The 17,985-nt window shown below is 39.8% G+C and carries 20 protein-coding genes and 3 pseudogenes; 20 read left to right on the forward strand and 3 right to left on the reverse strand.

The window, feature by feature from the left end:
• Window positions 1-168: 168 nt before the first annotated feature.
• Window positions 169-522: a winged helix-turn-helix transcriptional regulator gene (locus AC1TO8_RS22800; RefSeq protein ID WP_482057922.1), complete on the reverse strand. Its 354-nt coding sequence runs from the start codon at window positions 520-522 to the stop codon at window positions 169-171.
• A 149-nt stretch (window positions 523-671) separates the two neighbouring features.
• Here AC1TO8_RS22800 and AC1TO8_RS22805 point away from each other — a divergent pair, with 149 nt between their 5' ends.
• The 4 genes and pseudogenes from AC1TO8_RS22805 to AC1TO8_RS22820 all read left to right on the forward strand — a co-directional run bounded on the left by AC1TO8_RS22805 (window position 672) and on the right by AC1TO8_RS22820 (window position 4,519).
• Window positions 672-1,394: an NADPH-dependent F420 reductase gene (locus AC1TO8_RS22805; protein WP_482057885.1), complete on the forward strand. Its 723-nt coding sequence runs from the start codon at window positions 672-674 to the stop codon at window positions 1,392-1,394.
• Window positions 1,395-1,612: 218 nt separating this feature from the next.
• On the forward strand, window positions 1,613-1,819 hold the full coding sequence (locus AC1TO8_RS22810) for a DUF5316 family protein (protein ID WP_482057886.1): 207 nt from the start codon (window positions 1,613-1,615) through the stop codon (window positions 1,817-1,819).
• 222 nt (window positions 1,820-2,041) lie between these two features.
• Window positions 2,042-2,716 (forward strand): annotated as a pseudogene (locus AC1TO8_RS22815) (phosphotransferase); the annotation flags it as partial.
• A gap of 237 nt (window positions 2,717-2,953) precedes the next feature.
• Window positions 2,954-4,519 carry a class I adenylate-forming enzyme family protein gene (locus tag AC1TO8_RS22820; protein ID WP_482057887.1) on the forward strand — a complete coding sequence of 522 codons (1,566 nt, stop codon included), beginning with the start codon at window positions 2,954-2,956 and terminating at the stop codon, window positions 4,517-4,519.
• A gap of 76 nt (window positions 4,520-4,595) precedes the next feature.
• On the opposite strand, the gene AC1TO8_RS22825 is transcribed toward AC1TO8_RS22820, so the two are convergent.
• Window positions 4,596-5,045: an AraC family transcriptional regulator gene (locus AC1TO8_RS22825; protein ID WP_482057888.1), complete on the reverse strand. Its 450-nt coding sequence runs from the start codon at window positions 5,043-5,045 to the stop codon at window positions 4,596-4,598.
• Between the two features lie 271 nt (window positions 5,046-5,316).
• Between AC1TO8_RS22825 and AC1TO8_RS22830 the strand changes: the two genes are divergently transcribed.
• From AC1TO8_RS22830 to AC1TO8_RS22905, 16 genes and pseudogenes are all read left to right on the forward strand, one after another.
• Window positions 5,317-5,577 carry a hypothetical protein gene (locus tag AC1TO8_RS22830; RefSeq protein WP_482057331.1) on the forward strand — a complete coding sequence of 87 codons (261 nt, stop codon included), beginning with the start codon at window positions 5,317-5,319 and terminating at the stop codon, window positions 5,575-5,577.
• A gap of 259 nt (window positions 5,578-5,836) precedes the next feature.
• Entirely contained in the window at window positions 5,837-6,403 is a 567-nt protein-coding gene (locus AC1TO8_RS22835) for a sigma-70 family RNA polymerase sigma factor (RefSeq protein WP_482057889.1), read from the forward strand.
• The gene (locus AC1TO8_RS22840; RefSeq protein WP_482057890.1) at window positions 6,393-6,896 is read left to right on the forward strand and encodes a DUF3600 domain-containing protein; all 504 of its coding nucleotides are present in this window, start codon (window positions 6,393-6,395) and stop codon (window positions 6,894-6,896) included. The genes AC1TO8_RS22835 and AC1TO8_RS22840 overlap by 11 nt, the downstream gene beginning before the upstream one ends.
• A gap of 373 nt (window positions 6,897-7,269) precedes the next feature.
• A pseudogene (locus tag AC1TO8_RS22845) lies at window positions 7,270-7,526 on the forward strand (NAD(P)/FAD-dependent oxidoreductase); the annotation flags it as partial.
• 39 nt (window positions 7,527-7,565) lie between these two features.
• Window positions 7,566-8,420, forward strand: a complete 855-nt coding sequence (locus tag AC1TO8_RS22850; protein WP_482057891.1) for a copper amine oxidase N-terminal domain-containing protein — start codon at window positions 7,566-7,568, stop codon at window positions 8,418-8,420.
• Between the two features lie 22 nt (window positions 8,421-8,442).
• Window positions 8,443-9,018, forward strand: a complete 576-nt coding sequence (locus AC1TO8_RS22855; RefSeq protein WP_482057892.1) for a GNAT family N-acetyltransferase — start codon at window positions 8,443-8,445, stop codon at window positions 9,016-9,018.
• 149 nt (window positions 9,019-9,167) lie between these two features.
• Complete coding sequence (locus AC1TO8_RS22860) at window positions 9,168-9,521, forward strand: acylphosphatase (RefSeq protein ID WP_482057893.1); 354 nt, start codon at window positions 9,168-9,170, stop codon at window positions 9,519-9,521.
• Between the two features lie 38 nt (window positions 9,522-9,559).
• Window positions 9,560-9,880 carry a hypothetical protein gene (locus AC1TO8_RS22865; protein WP_482057894.1) on the forward strand — a complete coding sequence of 107 codons (321 nt, stop codon included), beginning with the start codon at window positions 9,560-9,562 and terminating at the stop codon, window positions 9,878-9,880.
• A 571-nt stretch (window positions 9,881-10,451) separates the two neighbouring features.
• Window positions 10,452-10,757 carry a DUF3889 domain-containing protein gene (locus AC1TO8_RS22870; RefSeq protein WP_482057895.1) on the forward strand — a complete coding sequence of 102 codons (306 nt, stop codon included), beginning with the start codon at window positions 10,452-10,454 and terminating at the stop codon, window positions 10,755-10,757.
• A 317-nt stretch (window positions 10,758-11,074) separates the two neighbouring features.
• Complete coding sequence (locus tag AC1TO8_RS22875) at window positions 11,075-11,539, forward strand: hypothetical protein (protein WP_482057896.1); 465 nt, start codon at window positions 11,075-11,077, stop codon at window positions 11,537-11,539.
• A gap of 322 nt (window positions 11,540-11,861) precedes the next feature.
• A complete protein-coding gene (locus tag AC1TO8_RS22880; protein WP_482057897.1) occupies window positions 11,862-13,493 on the forward strand; it encodes a copper amine oxidase N-terminal domain-containing protein in 1,632 nt (543 codons plus the stop codon).
• Between the two features lie 520 nt (window positions 13,494-14,013).
• The gene (pyrH, locus tag AC1TO8_RS22885; protein ID WP_482057898.1) at window positions 14,014-14,754 is read left to right on the forward strand and encodes a UMP kinase; all 741 of its coding nucleotides are present in this window, start codon (window positions 14,014-14,016) and stop codon (window positions 14,752-14,754) included.
• 291 nt (window positions 14,755-15,045) lie between these two features.
• Window positions 15,046-15,717 (forward strand): hypothetical protein, encoded by a 672-nt coding sequence (locus AC1TO8_RS22890; protein WP_482057899.1) that lies wholly within the window; start codon window positions 15,046-15,048, stop codon window positions 15,715-15,717.
• A 279-nt stretch (window positions 15,718-15,996) separates the two neighbouring features.
• Entirely contained in the window at window positions 15,997-16,479 is a 483-nt protein-coding gene (locus AC1TO8_RS22895; protein ID WP_482057900.1) for a DUF2975 domain-containing protein, read from the forward strand.
• A gap of 10 nt (window positions 16,480-16,489) precedes the next feature.
• The gene (locus tag AC1TO8_RS22900; RefSeq protein WP_482057923.1) at window positions 16,490-16,564 is read left to right on the forward strand and encodes a helix-turn-helix domain-containing protein; all 75 of its coding nucleotides are present in this window, start codon (window positions 16,490-16,492) and stop codon (window positions 16,562-16,564) included.
• 48 nt (window positions 16,565-16,612) lie between these two features.
• The gene (locus AC1TO8_RS22905; RefSeq protein WP_482057901.1) at window positions 16,613-17,761 is read left to right on the forward strand and encodes a hypothetical protein; all 1,149 of its coding nucleotides are present in this window, start codon (window positions 16,613-16,615) and stop codon (window positions 17,759-17,761) included.
• On the opposite strand, the pseudogene AC1TO8_RS22910 reads toward AC1TO8_RS22905, so the two are convergent.
• Window positions 17,762-17,968 (reverse strand): annotated as a pseudogene (locus AC1TO8_RS22910) (DUF2332 family protein); the annotation flags it as partial. It lies immediately after the preceding gene.
• Window positions 17,969-17,985 lie beyond the last annotated feature (17 nt).

The following is a 17,985-nucleotide window of genomic DNA, read 5'->3' on the forward strand; positions in this document are numbered from 1 at the left end:
TTCTAACCGTTGGAATGACGGGGATCGCCTAATCAAAAACGAACCGTTAGGTTGGTGTTCTTAGGAATCTCCCACTTCAAACAGACCGTAAGGTCGGTTAAGTGGTGAGTAGTTCAATCGCTTTAACATATTTGGATATAAGGTCCGCAGTTATATGCGTTTATTATTCTATTTTTCTCCATGTTTTTTCCCGAAATCCTCCATCAAATCGAGGATAGGAATAAATTCTTTCCCTTTTGGTGTTAACGAATATTCAACGCGTGGTGGTACCTCTGGAAAAGCATTACGTTCAATTAAACCATCGGATTCTAGTTCTCGAAGTTGTTTTGTAAGTGAGCCTTGTGAAATATCCCATAAAAAAGTTTTAATTTCATTGTAACGATATTCTTTTGATTTTAGAAACCAAAGTATGAGACATTTCCAACGACCCGATAGCATGTTTTGAGTATAAGCAATCCCATAGAGGTCTCTATTTTCCTTAATAAACTCCTTTTCAAATCCATCCTTACATATTCTAGCCATCATATCACCTTTATTTTCTGTTGAGTACAAAAAAGTGTACTACGTCAATTTTTATTGCCTACTTCAAAAAATAGAGTATTAAGCTTATTATATAATCAATACTTTAAAAAGTCACAAAAGAAGTAACACTATATTTAGGAGGAACAATAATGAGATTTGGAATTATAGGTGCAGGACCAATAGGGACAATTATTTCTAAAAAATTAGTTAAGAATGGACATGATGTCAAAATTGCAGATGCTCGAGGAATTGAACGTTTAGAAGGAAAAGAGATTGCTGGAACACCTGTGAGTGTAGAAGATGTAATAACAAATATTGATGTTCTTATAATATCTATCCCTGTTCATGTAATGCCTAGCATTCGTAACATTGTAGATCAAGCTGGAGAGGAAGTAATCGCTGTAGACACTTCGAATTATTATCCTTTTAGAGACAATAAAATTGAAGAAATTGAGAACGGGATCGTTGAAAGTGTTTGGGTTTCAAATCAATTAGGAAGACCTATCGTTAAAGCTTTCAACAATCAATTAGCTTATACTTTAGAAAATAAAGGAACCCCCGAAGGTACTAGTGGTCGCATTGCCATGGCGATTGCTGGTAATGACGTATCACAAAAACAAATAATCATGGACGTAGTAAACGAGCTAGGCTTCGATGCAGTAGACAGTGGTTCTTTAAGTGATTCGTGGAGACAACAGCCAGGAACTCCTGCATACTGTACAGAACTAACAAAAGAGGAACTAGCGGAAGCATTGAAAAAGGAAAATAAAGAAAAAGCACCATTCCTACGGGATAAGGTCATGGAGAAGTTTTCAGCTGGATTTTCACATAAAGATATTGTGAATCTAAACAGAGAAATATATAATTCATAATTTTGGAAACTCCGGACTCGTCACAGAGCAATATATAGACATTGTTTGTTCAACTAACGGGACACGATAGTGGAATAGCGGTTGCTTCGGTAGCCGTTTTTTTATTTGCTCAACTAACGGGCAGTTTAACGTAAAAGAACTTCACTTACTCGCTTGCAACCTTTCCCTGTAATAAACGTTTTATTAAAAACTAGGGTGATTGGGAAGGAAGATGAATTATGAATTTTTTTATCTATCTAGGGTTTATTCTCATTTTTGTTTCTGGTCTTTGCATTGGAGCATGGACGACTGGCTACCAACAAAGAGGTAATTTTTACTCAGAGCCTAAGGAAGAACGTGAAATAAAGAAGAAAGTTGCTACATGGTCTGCTTTAGCAGGAGTCGTTTCGTTTGCAGTTGCTGGTCTAATGTATTTATTAGGCTAACGGAACACGTTAGTTCAATCATCCATCCGTAGAGCTCCGGGGTTTCCTGAATTACGTAATATGAGTATTATTTATTCTCATCAAGTTTGCTAACTTTTTTGAGTTATCATCATCGAGTTGTTCCAGAGCTTGTATAACGCCCTTAACGGTTTCTAGAGGGGTGCTCAGAAACCTGTTGTAAACAAAGCGGGCCAACTAGTTACAGAATATCATTCTGACCAGTTAGGTCCCATTTTCGCAACTCTTCTTGAATGGATTGATGGTTCGACTCTTTCGTTAGCTGAAGCACATATTGACCGAATCATCTATCGATTAGGTGGAAATTTAGCTAAATTGCATGAGTTTTCACAGACTTTGAAACCAGTGGAATTACATCGGCCTGTTTATAATGCTGAAAGGATCGATGAGGTATTAACAGAACTTCAACAAGGAGTAAACAAAGGTTTCCTCAATCAAAATGATTTCGATATTATCAAAAAAGTACTTACATTAGTCCAAGAACAGCTAAAAGAACTTGACTCAAGGGAAAATTCATGGGGGCATGTTCATGCTGTTTTGCAACTGGGAAATGTCATTGTGTCAGAAGAAAACCCGATACTTATAGATTTTTGTCTTTTCAGATATGGTTATTACTTGTTTGATGTGGGAAGTGCTTCTTCCATGCTTAAAAGCGAGTTCAGAAAGACATTATTGGAAGGTTACGCATCTAAAACGGAGTTTTCCTTTTCTGATATCCGATATATTGAAGGGCAAATCTTTATGGATATATTCATTAGTTATGTCTTTTTCATTCACGATCCTAATAAGAATGGTTGGATTAAAGAACACGCTGCAAAGTTGTGCAGGACGCTTTGTTGTGATTTTCTTGAAGGTGAAGAGGTTTACTATTCATTTTAGGCTTTTTACCGTTTTGTCCTTCATGAGACACTTATGCTCAAATACCAATGATGCTATGAAAACTTAAGAAAACAGGAGGAAATGAGAGCTAATGCTTTCTTCGTAGAGGGAGATTAGTTCAGTGATTTATTAGGTGAGCTAATGAAAGTAATAGAAAAGTGTTATGTCTAATATTTTCAATAATATGCTATAATCTCACTAATCCTAGTGTTCATACTAGATTAAGGGGGAATTGAATTGTTTCTATTTGAACGACTACCATTGGCAGCAAGTTTGTTTTCTGATGCGCCAGCACTTTTACGATATGGGCAGACTATTTCTTATGGGGAGCTTCATCGTCACGCTGAAAAGCTCGGGAGTGCTCTCTATGTCGAGGGTCTTCGGCCAGGAGATCGACTTGCTATTCTCGGGGATCCTGATCCCCAGATGGTTGTTGTGCTCTATGCTGCGGTTGGGATTGGTGTCATACCAACTGCGATTTCACCGTTGCTAAGCCCTCCGGAAATTGCAGCTATTCTTGATGACGCTGAACCGAACTTTCTAATCCATGACAATCGTCACGCAGAAACCGCCTACTCCGCTGTAAAACTTCTCTCGAACTCTCCGACACTGTTTGCCACTGAAGAAGGTTCGAGTTCTAATTTGTTGAGATCTCTTTTACAAAAGGATCTTACATCACCATCAATTGGTACGTGTGACCGTAAAATTGATGATACAGCCGTACTTATTTATACAGGAGGAACTACAGGTAGACCGAAGGGGGTAATGCATTCGCATCGTGGAATGGCAGCCTGGAATCAATTAACTCCTTCCGTTGGGTTCGGATATGATATTGGGCGTCGAGTGCTAGTGCTTAATCTGTCGCACCTAGTCGGGCAATTCCAACTGTGGGCGACCATGGCAGCTGGGGGATGTCTGGTCTTTCTCGATGAATATCCGGCTAACGTTCAGTGTATAGTTGAGACAGTTGAACGCGAACAGATTACGCACCTCAGCACGGTCGGACAATTGCTTCGTGACCTAACCAGCGAGGTTTCCGCTACCGGTAGAGATTTGCAAAGTCTCAAGATAATTGGTTGTGGTGGCTCTGTCATCTCACCGGCTACTCTAGAGAGTGCGGTTGCACAGTTCCCAGGAGCGTTGATCGTCAACAACTATTCACAAGCGGAATGTGGGATGGCGATAAGTCGATTACTACCAATACATCATATAGATGATCCGATTCGTCTTCGATCAGTAGGTCGTCCCGCCGACCTAGCCATTCAGGGAGAACAAGCCTTTCAGGTTCGAGTTATCACCGCTGATGGACGGGAGGCAGTAGAAAATGAACCTGGTGAAATCGTTGTTCGCGGTGCTCAGACGATGTTAGGGTATTGGCGCCAACCAGAGACTTCTAGTGAAACTATGAGCGAGGGGTGGATTCGAACAGGCGATGAGGGTTGTCTGGATGCTGACGGTTATCTATTTGTATTAGACCGTCTGAAGGATATGATCATCGTAGGTGGTTCTAACGTATACTGTCCTGAAGTGGAACAAGTGATCATGGCACATCAACAGGTTGCGGAAGCGGCTGTTATTGGACTTCCACTACCCGACGAAGGAGAGGAGCTCGTTGCTTGTATAGTTCTGCGAGACGACGGTAGCTTAGAACTGGAACAGTTGTGGGCAGTTTGCGAACCTATCCTTGCACGGTATAAATGGCCGACTAAGATATTTATTCTCGATACACTCCCTCGAACTGCCGTGGATAAGGTTGATAAAAAAAGTCTGCGCATGCAACTATCTTTATTCGCTAAGAGTTAAACTGCTCAATAAGCACAAAAAGGCAGCCGGTCAGCACGACCGGCTACAAATTTATTAATAACGGAGATTTCGTTAATTATAACCGTTTTATTGGAACACATATTTCGCAAAAGTCATTGTTGTTACCAGAGTATTTTTCTAAGATCGGCTTGTCGTCAGGGTAAAATCCCATTTCGTTTATAGCTGGGAAAATTTCTGACCATGCTCTTTGAACATCTTCTGCTGTATGTTTGATTTTTAAAATAACATATTCTCCACCAAAGAGTTCACTTTCGTTGACAAAACCATCAATTTGGTTATCTTTTGCAATCACAATACATGCATCATATCTACATTTCTCAGGAAGTGTTGTTTGCGGGTTGTCATGTGGAATTCCGAATAATATAGCCGATTCAGTAAGTATTTTTTTCTCCATCGCCCATCTTTTTAATTCTTGCATTACTTGAACATTGGCAGGACCATAGGGTCCAATTTGTCGTACATACGCAATGCGATAATTCGGTAGAGTTTCGATTTTAATATCCATAGCTTGATTTTCTTCCTTTCTTATCTGTTATTTTCTACATTTTGGATGTTATCATGATATAAAAAAATATTCATATCTTTTTTTATATTGAAAATTTAAATTCAACTAACGGGACACGATAGCACAGCGGTGGAACCGATCCATCGCTTGTTTTTCATTGCTGGAAATCCGTTCAACTAACGGGCAGTGTAGTGCAACTTTTAACTGTGGTCATTGTTATATATTTTAGTGATGGTGAGCTATATTAGTCAGTGCGAATGGAGGATTTTTAATGAAGAAGGTAATAATAGGTGGAATATTTATGTTTACTGGGTCCTTGATATCTTTAGCTATTTTACTAACCGCCGCTTTATATGTCCCAAGTATCACTAGTTGGAATGGATCAAAGCTTTGGTATGCAATTTTCGGTGCAAAACAATATGGAAATGAAGCAGTACAGAGTTTGTTTTTAGGTTTCCCATTCATAGTGGGTGTTTTATTGTTTGTTCTTGGCTTGATAGTGTTGGTAAGTGAATATTTTAATAAGGATTAATGACAAGTCATAGTACAACTCATTACGCTAACGGGACACGATAGTTCAATATAGATCAGGGGAAGACTTGCCGACAGTAATGGATCGGCAGGTCTTTTCCGCTAAAAGGCAGGTTTGTTCGAATAGGGGTTACCTCACCAAACGTGTAAAAAATCAGGGATATACCTGACGAGTATCGTCAAAAAAGTTTAATCTCTTACTGAACCTTTTTCCCCGTGAGAGCGAATTAAGGGTTGTAACATGTCAAGGAGGGGCCCCCATGAATGATAAAGAGTTACTCCCGTGGCTTGAAAAAGCAACGTTGGGCGACGAGTCGGCTTTTCAGATTGTCTATCAGGCGACTCATCAAGACGTCTATCGGACGGTTGCTTTTCTCGTCTACAACAAACAGGACATTGAGGATATCGTGAATGAAATTTACATGCGCATGTGGAGGTCATCTCACACGTACGACTCGAACCGGCCGTTCCGGTATTGGCTGCACGGGATCACTGTACGCCAGGTCCAGGATTGGAAAAGAAAGACATGGAGGAGAATTCGCCTCTTTGAACGAAACCGTCAGATGACTTGTCAACAGCAGTTCGACTGGACGGACAAAGCTGTCCTGCAGTCCGAAATGCAGCATGAACTGTTCAGCCTTGTCCGCCAGTTGTCGTACAAACTACGTATGGTCGTCATCCTGCGCTATTTTCACGACTATGCTCTGGTAGAAATCGCAGACATGCTGCAGATCCCCGTGGGCACAGTGAAATCCAGGCATCATTTGGCACTGAAAGAACTCCGGAAACGTTACGAAATGACGGGAGGAGACGTGTATGTCCATTGACAAGCAATTGCGTGAAGAACTACGCCAGGCAGCAGATTCGATGCACTGCCCACCCGATTTGTATGGACGTGTCCAACAGTCCTATCAACACTATCTAAACGAAAAGAGAGGTAGATTTCCCATGAAAAAACGCATGCTGGCAGGTATTGTCGCAGTAGCAATCCTGATTCCGTCTGCCGTATTTGCTGCTTCCTATCTGGCCGATGATATTTTCGGTTCTTCTGCGACCATTGAACAGCGCGGTGGTACACAAGAAGATTATCAAGAGATTGAGGGAATGCTTCAAGCAGCAAAAGGCAAGCTTACGGAAGACGAATTCAAGGAGTATATGGAGCTGTTCAAGCAGTTGATGCAATTAAAGGTGAAGATGACCGATGAAAATGGGGTCAAACATGAGGAGAAGCTGACCAAAGAAGAACAGCAGCAGTTTGAGCAGCTCGGCTCCAAGCTGGCCCCGTACTTCGAGAAGATTACCGGAACCGCCAAGCCGTAAGAAAATGAAGCAGGGACCCATCCGATCTGGATTGGGTCCCTTTTTCTCGACCAGGGGTAGTACCTGCGAAGTTGTTACCAGGGGCGCATTCAGGCGGTGAGTTGGATTATTCATGAGGACAAAGAGCATAAACATGATTGATTACGCTATCGTGTCCAATGGATCGGCAGTTTTTTTTCGTAAACAGACCGTTTTTCGTAACTAAATGATTCCAAGACCGTCTATAACAAGAAGAAGGAGTAACTATGCCAAATTACGTACTTTAGTCTGATACATGTACAACTACTATAGATTAGGGGGATATCGAAGTTGGAAACAGCCTTATCTACGATGCGCTTAGAAACAGAGCGCCTTATTATCCGTCCCTACATTGAAAAGTCTTACATTCGCACCTAATCTAGCAGAGAGCACATTTCAGGAAGTAAGGGTAGGCTTCCGTCCTTTTACAGCCGATTTTCTTCCGGTCATAGGTGCCATTCCAGACTGGGAAGGACTTCTTGCGGGAAACGGTCTCGGAGCCTCCGGATTGACGATGGGCCCTTATATCGGAGTCAGTTGGCTAAGTTAGCGCTAGGAATGGAATTAGATATCGATCTAACCGATTATGACATTCGTAAAGCGATTAGCTAACCTGTTGGTTTAGTACAAATAAAAAGGAGTTGTTTAATAATGAAACGAATATTTTCAGGGATTTTACTTGTAATTGTACTAGTAATTACTTCTATACCTACTTATGCAGTTGCAACTAACATCCAAATCAAGGTTGACGGTGTTGTTATTCCATCCGAGGTGGAACCTGAAATTAAGAACAATCGTACAATGGTGCCTTTGCGTGTTATTAGTGAAAATTTGGGGGCTACAGTCAATTGGTCTAATTCCGAAGTTACTCTCACTAAAAATAATATGCAGGTCATATTAAACCTGCATAGCAATACCGTAATAAAAAACGGAAAAACGTCTCTGCTTGACGTAAAACCATATATAAAGAATAATCGCACGATGGTTCCGCTTCGCTTCCTTTCAGAAACATTCGGCTGTAAGGTCAATTACAGAAATTCCACAGTTACTGTTGATTGCGAGGCATTGGTCATAGATGGTGTAAAAGTACAAGCATTGCAACAGGAATACCATATGACTATGGGTGGCGTAGTACAGCAAAGTAACGGGAACGCATATAACGAAACCATTTATAATGTTTTTGTAGACAACAAAGGCAATAAAGTCGAAGCTCCTGCGAATTATTCGTGGATGTATACGATCGATACTCCTGGATCTTATTATAAAGAAGGTCAATATGACTTTTTGGACCTAGAAGGTAATAGTCTAAAGCGTTTTGATATTTATACTTTATTAAAATATTTTCCAGAGGAAAGCTTAAAGGGATACCCAGAAGTTTTAATTTATGATGCTACTGAAAAACAATGGTATTTATTTAGCGAAATCGCAAGACAATCTATTCAACGGTTAATTGATACCGCGACTAAGAATGGTTTCATAAAAATGATTAGTAATACCGTTGTATAGTGTAGAAAAAGGAGGATTTCATATGAAAGGTAACCCTATTTTGCTTTCATTTCCAGAAACATTTGAGACAGAACGATTAATCATACGTGCTCCTCAATTCGGAGATGGAACCTTAATAAACGAGGCAATAACTGAAAGTGTAAATGAGATGCGTCCATGGTTACCGTTTGTAAAGAATCTTCCTACACTTGATGATTCAGAAGCCTATGTCCGTAAAGCTAGGCTTAACTTTCTGGAACGGACAGATTTAGTTCTACACTTAATTGATAAGAACACGGGTCAATTTGTTGGAAGCAGTGGGCTTCATCGCTTTGACTGGAATATTCGTAAGTTTGAAATTGGATATTGGCTGAGAACTTCACATACAAAACAGGGATTAATGACGGAGGCAGTTAACGGAATTACGTCTTTTGCAATTAATCATTTAGAGGCGAAACGAATTGAGATTCGTTGTAGTTCCGGAAATGTAGCTAGCATTCGAGTAGCAGAACGAGCTGGTTTTACCCTTGAAGGAACACTACGAAATGTAAGCCAAGATGACTCAGGAGCTATTACTGATATTAAGATATTCGCAAAGGCAAAGGGATACGAATACTAAACGTACTTATCTTGTAGGACTACGCTAACGGGACACAATAGTTCAAGAATAAATGGCTGCCGATTGGCAGCCGTTTTTCAATGGGAAGTTTAGCTGGAAAGTGTTCAACAATCTGAAAATGAAATATCTATAAAAAGGGGTACGAAAGAATGAGTGTTTTCAAGAAAGTAAGAGATGGATATGTCATTCGGCATGCAAATCGCATTAGGCTTCCGAAATTTGTATCAAGCACTATAGTCAGAAAGAAAGTGACCTTTTCTGGAAGGGTACAAAAGGTAGGGTTTCGCTTGGAAATACATTGTATTGCTCAAAGAATGCAATTAACGGGATGGGTAAAAAATTTAAAAGATGGAAGTGTGGAAGTAGAGTTACAAGGGGAAGAGTTGCAAATTTCTTTTCTGGTCAATTGTATGCAGTCATTGAAACGGGCATCTGTCAAGAAATTGACTATTATTAATCTGCCTATTAGTGAAGGTGAGGAAAACTTCACAATAGTGAGATAAAGTACATATTGTTTAGCTAGCTTATTGCAAAAAGTCACATGGTGGATTTCTTTGGGGATTCGCCTGGTCATCATTTGTTTCATCACGGCGAAGTATTAAATTTTGCTGTAAGACCAAATAACGCATTTGCATCACTTATGGAGCTGGAACCCAATACAAAGTATGTAAAAATGAAAATACGTGGTGGCAGTGATTCAGGAAATTTTAGCACCGAAGAGGAAAGAACCCTTAGTCTTGAATATGCCATTAAGAAGGGCGTAGATTATGAAGAGGTGCGGAAATCGGCATTCGATTCTACATTGCTTGTGCTTTTGGGAAACAAGGTAATTGCTGAGATTCCTTTAAACAAGAAGAAGTAGGCTGGGCTACTCCTTCCTCGCCTCCGACATTAAAGTTAAGCTAACTCGATAACGGGATACGTAAGTTAAAGGAGCAGGTTGCTGTGGCAGCTGCTCCTATTTTCATTAAGCTCCCATGAAAATTAAATTAGCTCAAACCCTGAAAAAGAGCATAATAAAGTAGACCCAGAATAACACTTTTTTAAAAAAGGCTGAGCCCCTTGAGTAATCATATAGAGATTGTTAGATCTTTTAAGCACAAAGAACATCATATACAACAAACAAAAAGGCAAGGCTGGTGCAACAACCAAAAAAGGATTAATCCCCCATGAGTGCTACCCATATAGGGTGCGACATTCTGTGATGCACCGTGGTGGTCGGAGTCAGACTAACGGTTGGGCTCTATAGCACCATAGCTTATCGACCTTCTTCGCCAGCCGTACAAACAGTATAGACAGAGGTATCCATTTTCATCCTCTGTGGTGCAGCCCGCTCTTAGGCTGCATGTATGGCTGACGGGCAGGTTTGATTAAGAATATATCTGGATAATGTAGGAGATATTATTGAAAACTTCTCCAGATGGGCGGTTATTATGAAAAAATTGATGATATCACTATTAACTCTTCTAATTATTTCTACTGTTTCAGTAGAAGCTGCACCTGAATACGCAAAATGGGGTAAAATTGCAGTAGAGGAAACACAAAAACATTACAAAGCAGACATAATTGATTATAAGCACATTGGTCGTACTAATTTAACACCAAAAAAGTCTGAAGAGAAATTCAAACTATGGATTAGAAGCAAAGAAGGTAACGAGTTTGGGGTTTTTGTATCAATTCAATTTGACCCGTCAACTGAAATGATCCAATCGATTCAGTTTTCTGAATCTAATCGTTAGATGTAATAAATCTCGCTTATAATGCTAAAGGGATGCGATTGAACAGCGGTGGAACCGATCCATCGCTTGTTTTGCATTACTGGAAACCCGCTCAGCTAACGGGCAGGATAGCGTATTAAGGACAGTACAAATAAATTGTGAAAAGGTGGAACTTTTATCGTGTGCTAACGTCAAAATATATAGCAACATTCAGGAGTTGCTGTTTCAAAGGGATTCTAAGAAAAGTGGTGTTGATTTTGGTGAGAAGGATATCTTTCATTATTATTTTAATGATTTTTATTACAGGATGCTCAATTTCGAGAGAGGATAAAATTGACATGTTATTAGAGAAAACACAGCCTAAAACGTTTGAGTTACTTTATCAAGAAGATGTGGAAAAGGGAATGATTGTCCTGTATAAAGACGAATCGGGATTTCGCCATGCATTCTTCTCTAATAAAAAAAAATACTGGAACACTAGTGGGAATGCCGAACTAAATCCAAAGGATGGTTTTACTTGGGGAATGACTAATGATCCTAACATTCCAATACTGACGTTTGCAGGGTTAATTACTGATGACGAAATACAAAATGTGATGGTAAGACAAAACACATTAAATCAACAAGCAAAAATTATTTCAACAGAGCAAGGACGATATTGGTTTACCTATTTCTATTATTTGGAAGAAGCCCCTGGACAACCAGATCCCCTCAAAATTGAGGCTTTATCAGGTGATGGCGAGATAGTATGGAAAGATGGTATATATGCTGGGGAATTATATAGAGGAAAAACAAGAAAATAAAGTGGCAAGTTAAGCTCCCATGAAAATTAAATCTGCAGTTACTGTAAAAAGGCAAAAGTAAATAAGACGCAGCTCATTCATTTTTTTAAAGGTTCAGGGAGCCATGCTGCAGCATCAAGGAGTCGTTCCCCCACGTGGTTGCCGTCTTGCCCACCACTGTGAAAGTAAAGCAAGAACCAAAGGAAACACAATAAGTCCGAAAATGCTTCGAGAAACGGTCCAACACTCACAATATTTTCCGGCTGAGTACCCATAAAAAGCCAAAAATAAATGGGCAATAGAATTTAATTTTTTAAAACCACCTTAAAGGAGGAATGAACAGATGAATAAAAACTTAAAAACTAAGTTTTCCTGCGAGATGCGCTTCAAATTACGATGGTCTTTATTTCTGCCGGCGACGCTTCTAGCCACGGCTGCAGCATTTGTCATCGCGCTACCCGTATCGGCGGACAAATCCGAAGCCCACGCTACATCTGTAAAAAACGACATCAACATCACGATTAACGGAAAAGTGGCAAAGACGAAAACGCCTCCTTTCCTAGACCAAGGTACGGTTTATCTGCCTGTCCGGGATATCGGGGAACTACTCGGAACCTTGGTGTCCTGGAACACACAGGCCAAAACGGTGACGATGAGGTATCCGGAACTCACGGTTAAAATTCCCTTCGGCTCGACCAGCGCAGCAGTAAATGGGCAACCAGTCGCTCTGTCCACGCCCCTCCGAATGGTTGATGGGCGTGTGTATGTACCGCTGCGCTTTTTCTCGGAGGCTGTTGGAGCGGAAGTTAAATGGGAGGCGGCCACACATAACGTACGCATGACGAAGCCGAACGATTACCTCAAGCTGAACCCGTTTGCGATATGGTTGAATCATACGACCCATGACCTGTATATGGGCAAAGACGAACAGTCCGATGTACTTCCCATCGGCAAGCTGGATGCGCAGTTGCAGGGTACGGTTATTGTTCAGTACCTTAGCAGGCAAGGTAAGAATACGGTGCTGACATTAGAGGATAGATATGCCAGTCCCCATCCCCATTATGAAGTCTACACTCTTCTGATCCGCGATAACCGGATCGTCGAGCAGAAACATGCGTCTTATGACCAACGGTATGAGCCAAATACGTCGTATTATCAGGTCTATGATCTAAACGGCTGGATTGAATATACGGTCCTGACGGACGGCAAGATCGTGTTGGTATATAACGATGAAGGGAAAGTCGTCTCAACGTATGATCTGCCTGAGCTGACCCAGCAGGACGACGTGTTCGGCGTCCAGGCTGTGGGTACCGATTTTCTGGTAGTCCGGCCCAAACGCAGCGGGCTGCTGACACTTATCGACCTGAAAGACAGCTCTACTGTGTTCCTTGCCGATAAGCTCCTGACGGGAAAAGATTTGGCATATGCGCATGACAACCAGACGCCATATCCTGGGGATTCGTTGAGCTTTGGCGGGGACGTGGGGTACGGCGTTTTGGATTTCGCTTATCTCAGTCCGTTCCAAAACAACAACGGCCAATCAGAACGACTGTCCTACGAACGACCGTCTTATGAAGAAGAACGAAAGGCGCTTCCCAAGGAGCGCAGCTTTCAGGAGATGGCATCCTCATGCTCTACCGATACGGTCGTGTCTGTAGATATTAAGGATGGGGATCTCATGTATAAACCGCTGATCGGAACGAATAAGCAGGATCAGGAAGGGATCCGAACGGTTTGCCGCATCCTCAAGAAAATCACCGCAGAAGGCGTTGAAGTTACGCTGCCCCGGACATTTCCGGAAACGTTCTCCCATGGAATGTCAGTTAATTTTTCTACCGGCGATTCGGTCAGCATCCATAGAGCATCCGGGGATAAGCTGGCCATGGGTTCCGAGCTTGGAGGAAAAAACATATTTCTTGGCGATGCCCAAATCATCAAGGAGTTTGAGCGCCTGAAAGTGCTGCCTAAGCAATGAATGATCTGGAAATATGTTGGAGCCCTACAGTACTCCGAATAAACGATCGCCTAAACAAGCCGAGATTTGCCCGGCTTGTTTTTTTGTGGTGGATTTAGAGGAAAATAATCCAAAACCTGCATCTAAAAATAGGACATCCGAGTAATTCGGATTATGATATTGCCATTCCTGCTCATCGATAACGGACTTCTCTACGCGGTTTAGGCCAAATTGGTGTGCCAGGATGGCAGGCGGCTACAAGAACCGCGGCTTCTTGTGATCGGCTGCTTTTTCTAAACTAACAGGCAGAAGAGTTTAATAGCTATGCACTGCCATACACAAATAAACGCCTATCAAAAATAAAACTATATTGCACTTTGTCTTACGGTCTTATATTATAAATAATAGAAATGGAAGGTGTTGGAATATGGTGTTGTCTGTGACGAACAACTTTTTAGATCAGTTAAACCATATTCCTTTATTTAAAAAACACTAAAGCAGTCATTGCTTTAGTGTTTTTATTTTGTTGGAGGTGAATGAGATGAGGTACAAACGTGTTCTTATAAAACTAAGTGGTGGAGCATTAGCAGGAAGTAATGAGTTTGGTTTCGATCCAGAAAGATTAGAACATATTGCAAATGAGATCATGACAATTCTAAGTCTCGGGGTTGAAATTTCTCTTGTTATAGGCGGAGGAAACATTTTTAGAGGGAATATGGGAGAAAATTGGGGGATAGAAAGAGCAGAGGCAGATAACATTGGAACATTAGCTACGGTAATAAACAGTTTAATGCTAAGAGGTGTTTTAAAAGCAAAAACAAGTTCTGAAGTACGTGTTATGACGGCAATACCAGTTACTTCCGTGGCAGAACCATATATTAGATTAAGAGCGATTCATCATTTAGAGAAAGGGTATATAGTAATATTTGCTGGTGGTAATGGACAACCTTATGTGACTACGGACTATCCCTCGGTACAAAGAGCAATTGAGGTTAACTGTGAAGCAATTCTTGTTGCAAAACAAGGTGTGGACGGTGTTTACGATCAAGATCCCAAGTTTAATAAAGATGCAAAAAGGTATGAGTCACTGCATTATAACGACATTTTACATCTTAATTTAAAGGTTATGGATCAGTCAGCATTTATACTCGCTAGAGATTACCAATTACCGATTCATGTTTTCGATTTTGATAAAATTGGCTCAATGAGAGAAATATTTGAGGGTATGAACACTGGTACAATAATTAGTAATAAGTCAGAATTAAAATTTAGCAAAGAATAGGTGAATGGATGGTAAAGTGAACTTTGGCAAAATGACCCCCCATACTATTTCTTGGTTAAGCTAAAGGGTACGATAGTTCAATTTCATGAGGGCTGCCAAACGGCAGCCCTTCGTTACGCTAACGTGCAGATTAGTTCAATATCGACACAAGGCAGTTAAACAGAACTTTCCAGTGAATGTGAACGTATAAGAAAAGTGAAGATATGAACGACAACGGGTTCTGGTCACAATCAAGAGGGTTCGAACAAGTTAAGAAGATGCAAAGTTATTAGAGATAAGGGGGCGGAATATTTGAAAATCTGCAAGGTTGTAGCCATACTAGCCGTTGCATTGTTAATGATATCCGTAAGCATGAATGTAATTAATTACAAAAAAACAAAAAATTATGAGGTTGCCGTTAGCGTTGCTTTAAGTGATTATCTTTCACATAATAAAACTGGTTCCATTGATAGGTCACTCACTCAAGTAATCACTGATAGAAAATTATACTTTGGCGAGGTAGGAAGACCAGTTAATTATTTGGCGAGAGATTTTCAAGAACTAAGTAATATGCATCGAGAATTAACGCTGTTGTATGGACCGTTATTTTCATATAACAACTATAACCAAATTAGCAGCATAAGTACTAACCCCAACATCTTTGATATGCTTGCTAATTTTTCGTCATTTTTTGATTATTTATATGAGAATAATTCTGACTCGATTGCGGTTGAAGATGAAAGACTGTATCTAAGCTTTAATAAATTAAAAGATGAAGAACGGAAAGGGATAGAAATAATAGCTGAAATAACTGGAGTACTTGAAAAAATAAGAAGCGAAAGTTCTCAAAACAAAGCACTATTGGATTATTTCGAGGATTACATGATAAGAAGTGCGGAATACTTTCATACTCAAGAAGTACAGGAGAAAGTTGCTGCTTTTGAAAGTATAAGAATAAGATTAATACCTAAAATGAACAGTTAAGTAAACCATTCAACTAACGGAACACAATAGTTTGATAAACATCAGGGGAAGACTTGCCGACAGCAATGGATCGACAGGTTAGTTGAACAAGTTATTAATAGAATAGCTTAAAGTCATGGAGCATTTCTTTGTAATGAGGAATGCTCTATATTTTTTTGTGAAACTAAAAATACAGGTTTAAAAACAACATTAATATGATTCGATTCGGTAAAAATTTTTTGTTAAACGATAAATCCCGTGTTAAAGTCAAATGAACAATAAATTAGTGAGGTGCATTTTATGAAACGAGGAACAACACTCTTTTTAAAGATAGCTATTATTCTTATTGGAATTCCAGTTCTTGCTTTGTGCATATTTGTGGTGCCTGAGATAGCGAGTTTTGCAGTAGAATTGTATCCAGATATGACTTTTTTGAAATATCTCATTTCAATCGATTTGTATGCAACGGCGATACCTTTTTACTTTGCTCTGTATCAAGCTTTTAAACTTTTAAGCTATATTGATAAGAATCAAGCTTTTTCGGATTTATCTGTAAAGGCATTAAAGACTATCAAATACTGTGCAATCTCAATTAGTATCTTGTATGTTCTAGGCATGCCACTCTTTTATCTTATGGCAGAGATGGACGACGCTCCAGGTATCATATTAATCGGATTGGTCATTATTTTTGCTTCAATGGTGATTGCGGTCTTCGCTGCTGTTCTTCAAAGGCTTTTACAAGAAGCCATCGATATAAAATCTGGAAATGACTTCATAGTCTGAGGTAAATAACATGGCGATTTGTAAGGCTTTAGAATGTCAGCCTGGTGATATTTTAGAATACAGAAGTGACAAAGACACTCAATGATAAAATGAATAATAGATCGATACTCTAACGGAGTAGAGGAGGGATACCATGTATAAATCAAGAAATTCACTCGGCTGGATCAGCTTGATTTTAATTGTTACGATTTTAGTTGGATGTAGTAAAGATGTTTCCCTTAATACTCCCTCCATAGAGGAGATAGAACTGATCAATAACAATTCGAACAAAATACAGTCGGAGTCAGGTTCCCCACATGAGGATATTTCAATTCCCAAGGCTCTATTAATGCAGAAGATAGAACCATCTGAAATTTACGTCAAAAAAGAAGAGTATACAGATCTCCAGATTCAAGGAAAGTCGAGATATGGGTCACTGACCCTACAATCTGACGGCGAATCTTTACTACTAACCAATGATAACGCTAAGAGGTATATGGGTAACTTTAATGTGCTTTATTCTAATACCGACGGAGATATGAATGTAATTGCACAATTAGCCGCACATATAGAAGAAGACGTGAAAGCTTGGGAATGGGAAATCATTGAATTCGAGGGCTTCGATCTCTTTATTCTGAGAGAAAACCAAAATGAGTTTTATAAACATCAACATCGAACGAGAAATATTCGCGTTTTTGTTGTCACCGAAAACAAGGGTGTCTTTCCATTACATTTTCTCGTTCATACAGAGGAAGGTGAAACTCAACTTGAAGAGCTGACTGTCGACAATGATTTTCAATCTTCTAATACATCGGAACATTTAATACTATTTAGCCCTTCACCTGAAACACACCAACTTACCTTTAAAATCGATCTTGATGAAAAAATAGGAAAGCTAGTTGAGGCAGAAATTATCGATGAAACCTATCTCAATATAGATCAACTAGTTGAAGAACAAGCTAGAGTGTTAGAAGTTATATTATTCTTTGGAGTAGGAGACAGCCAACATGTTATTGATGCAACCGAAGAATCTTGGAAGAATCTATTAAAGCGCGTTAGTGAACAGGCATCGCAGAAAGAAAGCTTTCAGTATATAACACAAAATAAAATGAAATACTCTCGACCTTTCTACTGGGGTACTAGTGACGTGCGTATGGATGAGCAGAACAAAGAACTTTTCTTTACTTTCACTGCTAATGTTGCTTATGCGTTAGGTCAAGATTTAAGATTACAAGTACACATGACTCAAAATAACGGCATATGGCAATTTGGTGAATTACCAAAAGTGAATATAGAGAACTAATTATTTTTGTTTCCATTCGAACCAACGCCCATGTCCATCTGTTTCCGCTAGCGTTTCATTATATTCCTTACCGCCAAGATAATAATCAAGGTGGATTTGTCCTAAATCCCACATATTATTGTAGAGGTGAAATATATCTCTTTCTTCACTAAGTTTTTTAATGCGTTCAATTAACTCATACTTGTCTTCTTTTGGTATTTGGTTGGCTTGAAGAAAACAATATA

The sequence above is a fragment of the Paenibacillus sp. Y859 genome (assembly GCF_056786405.1).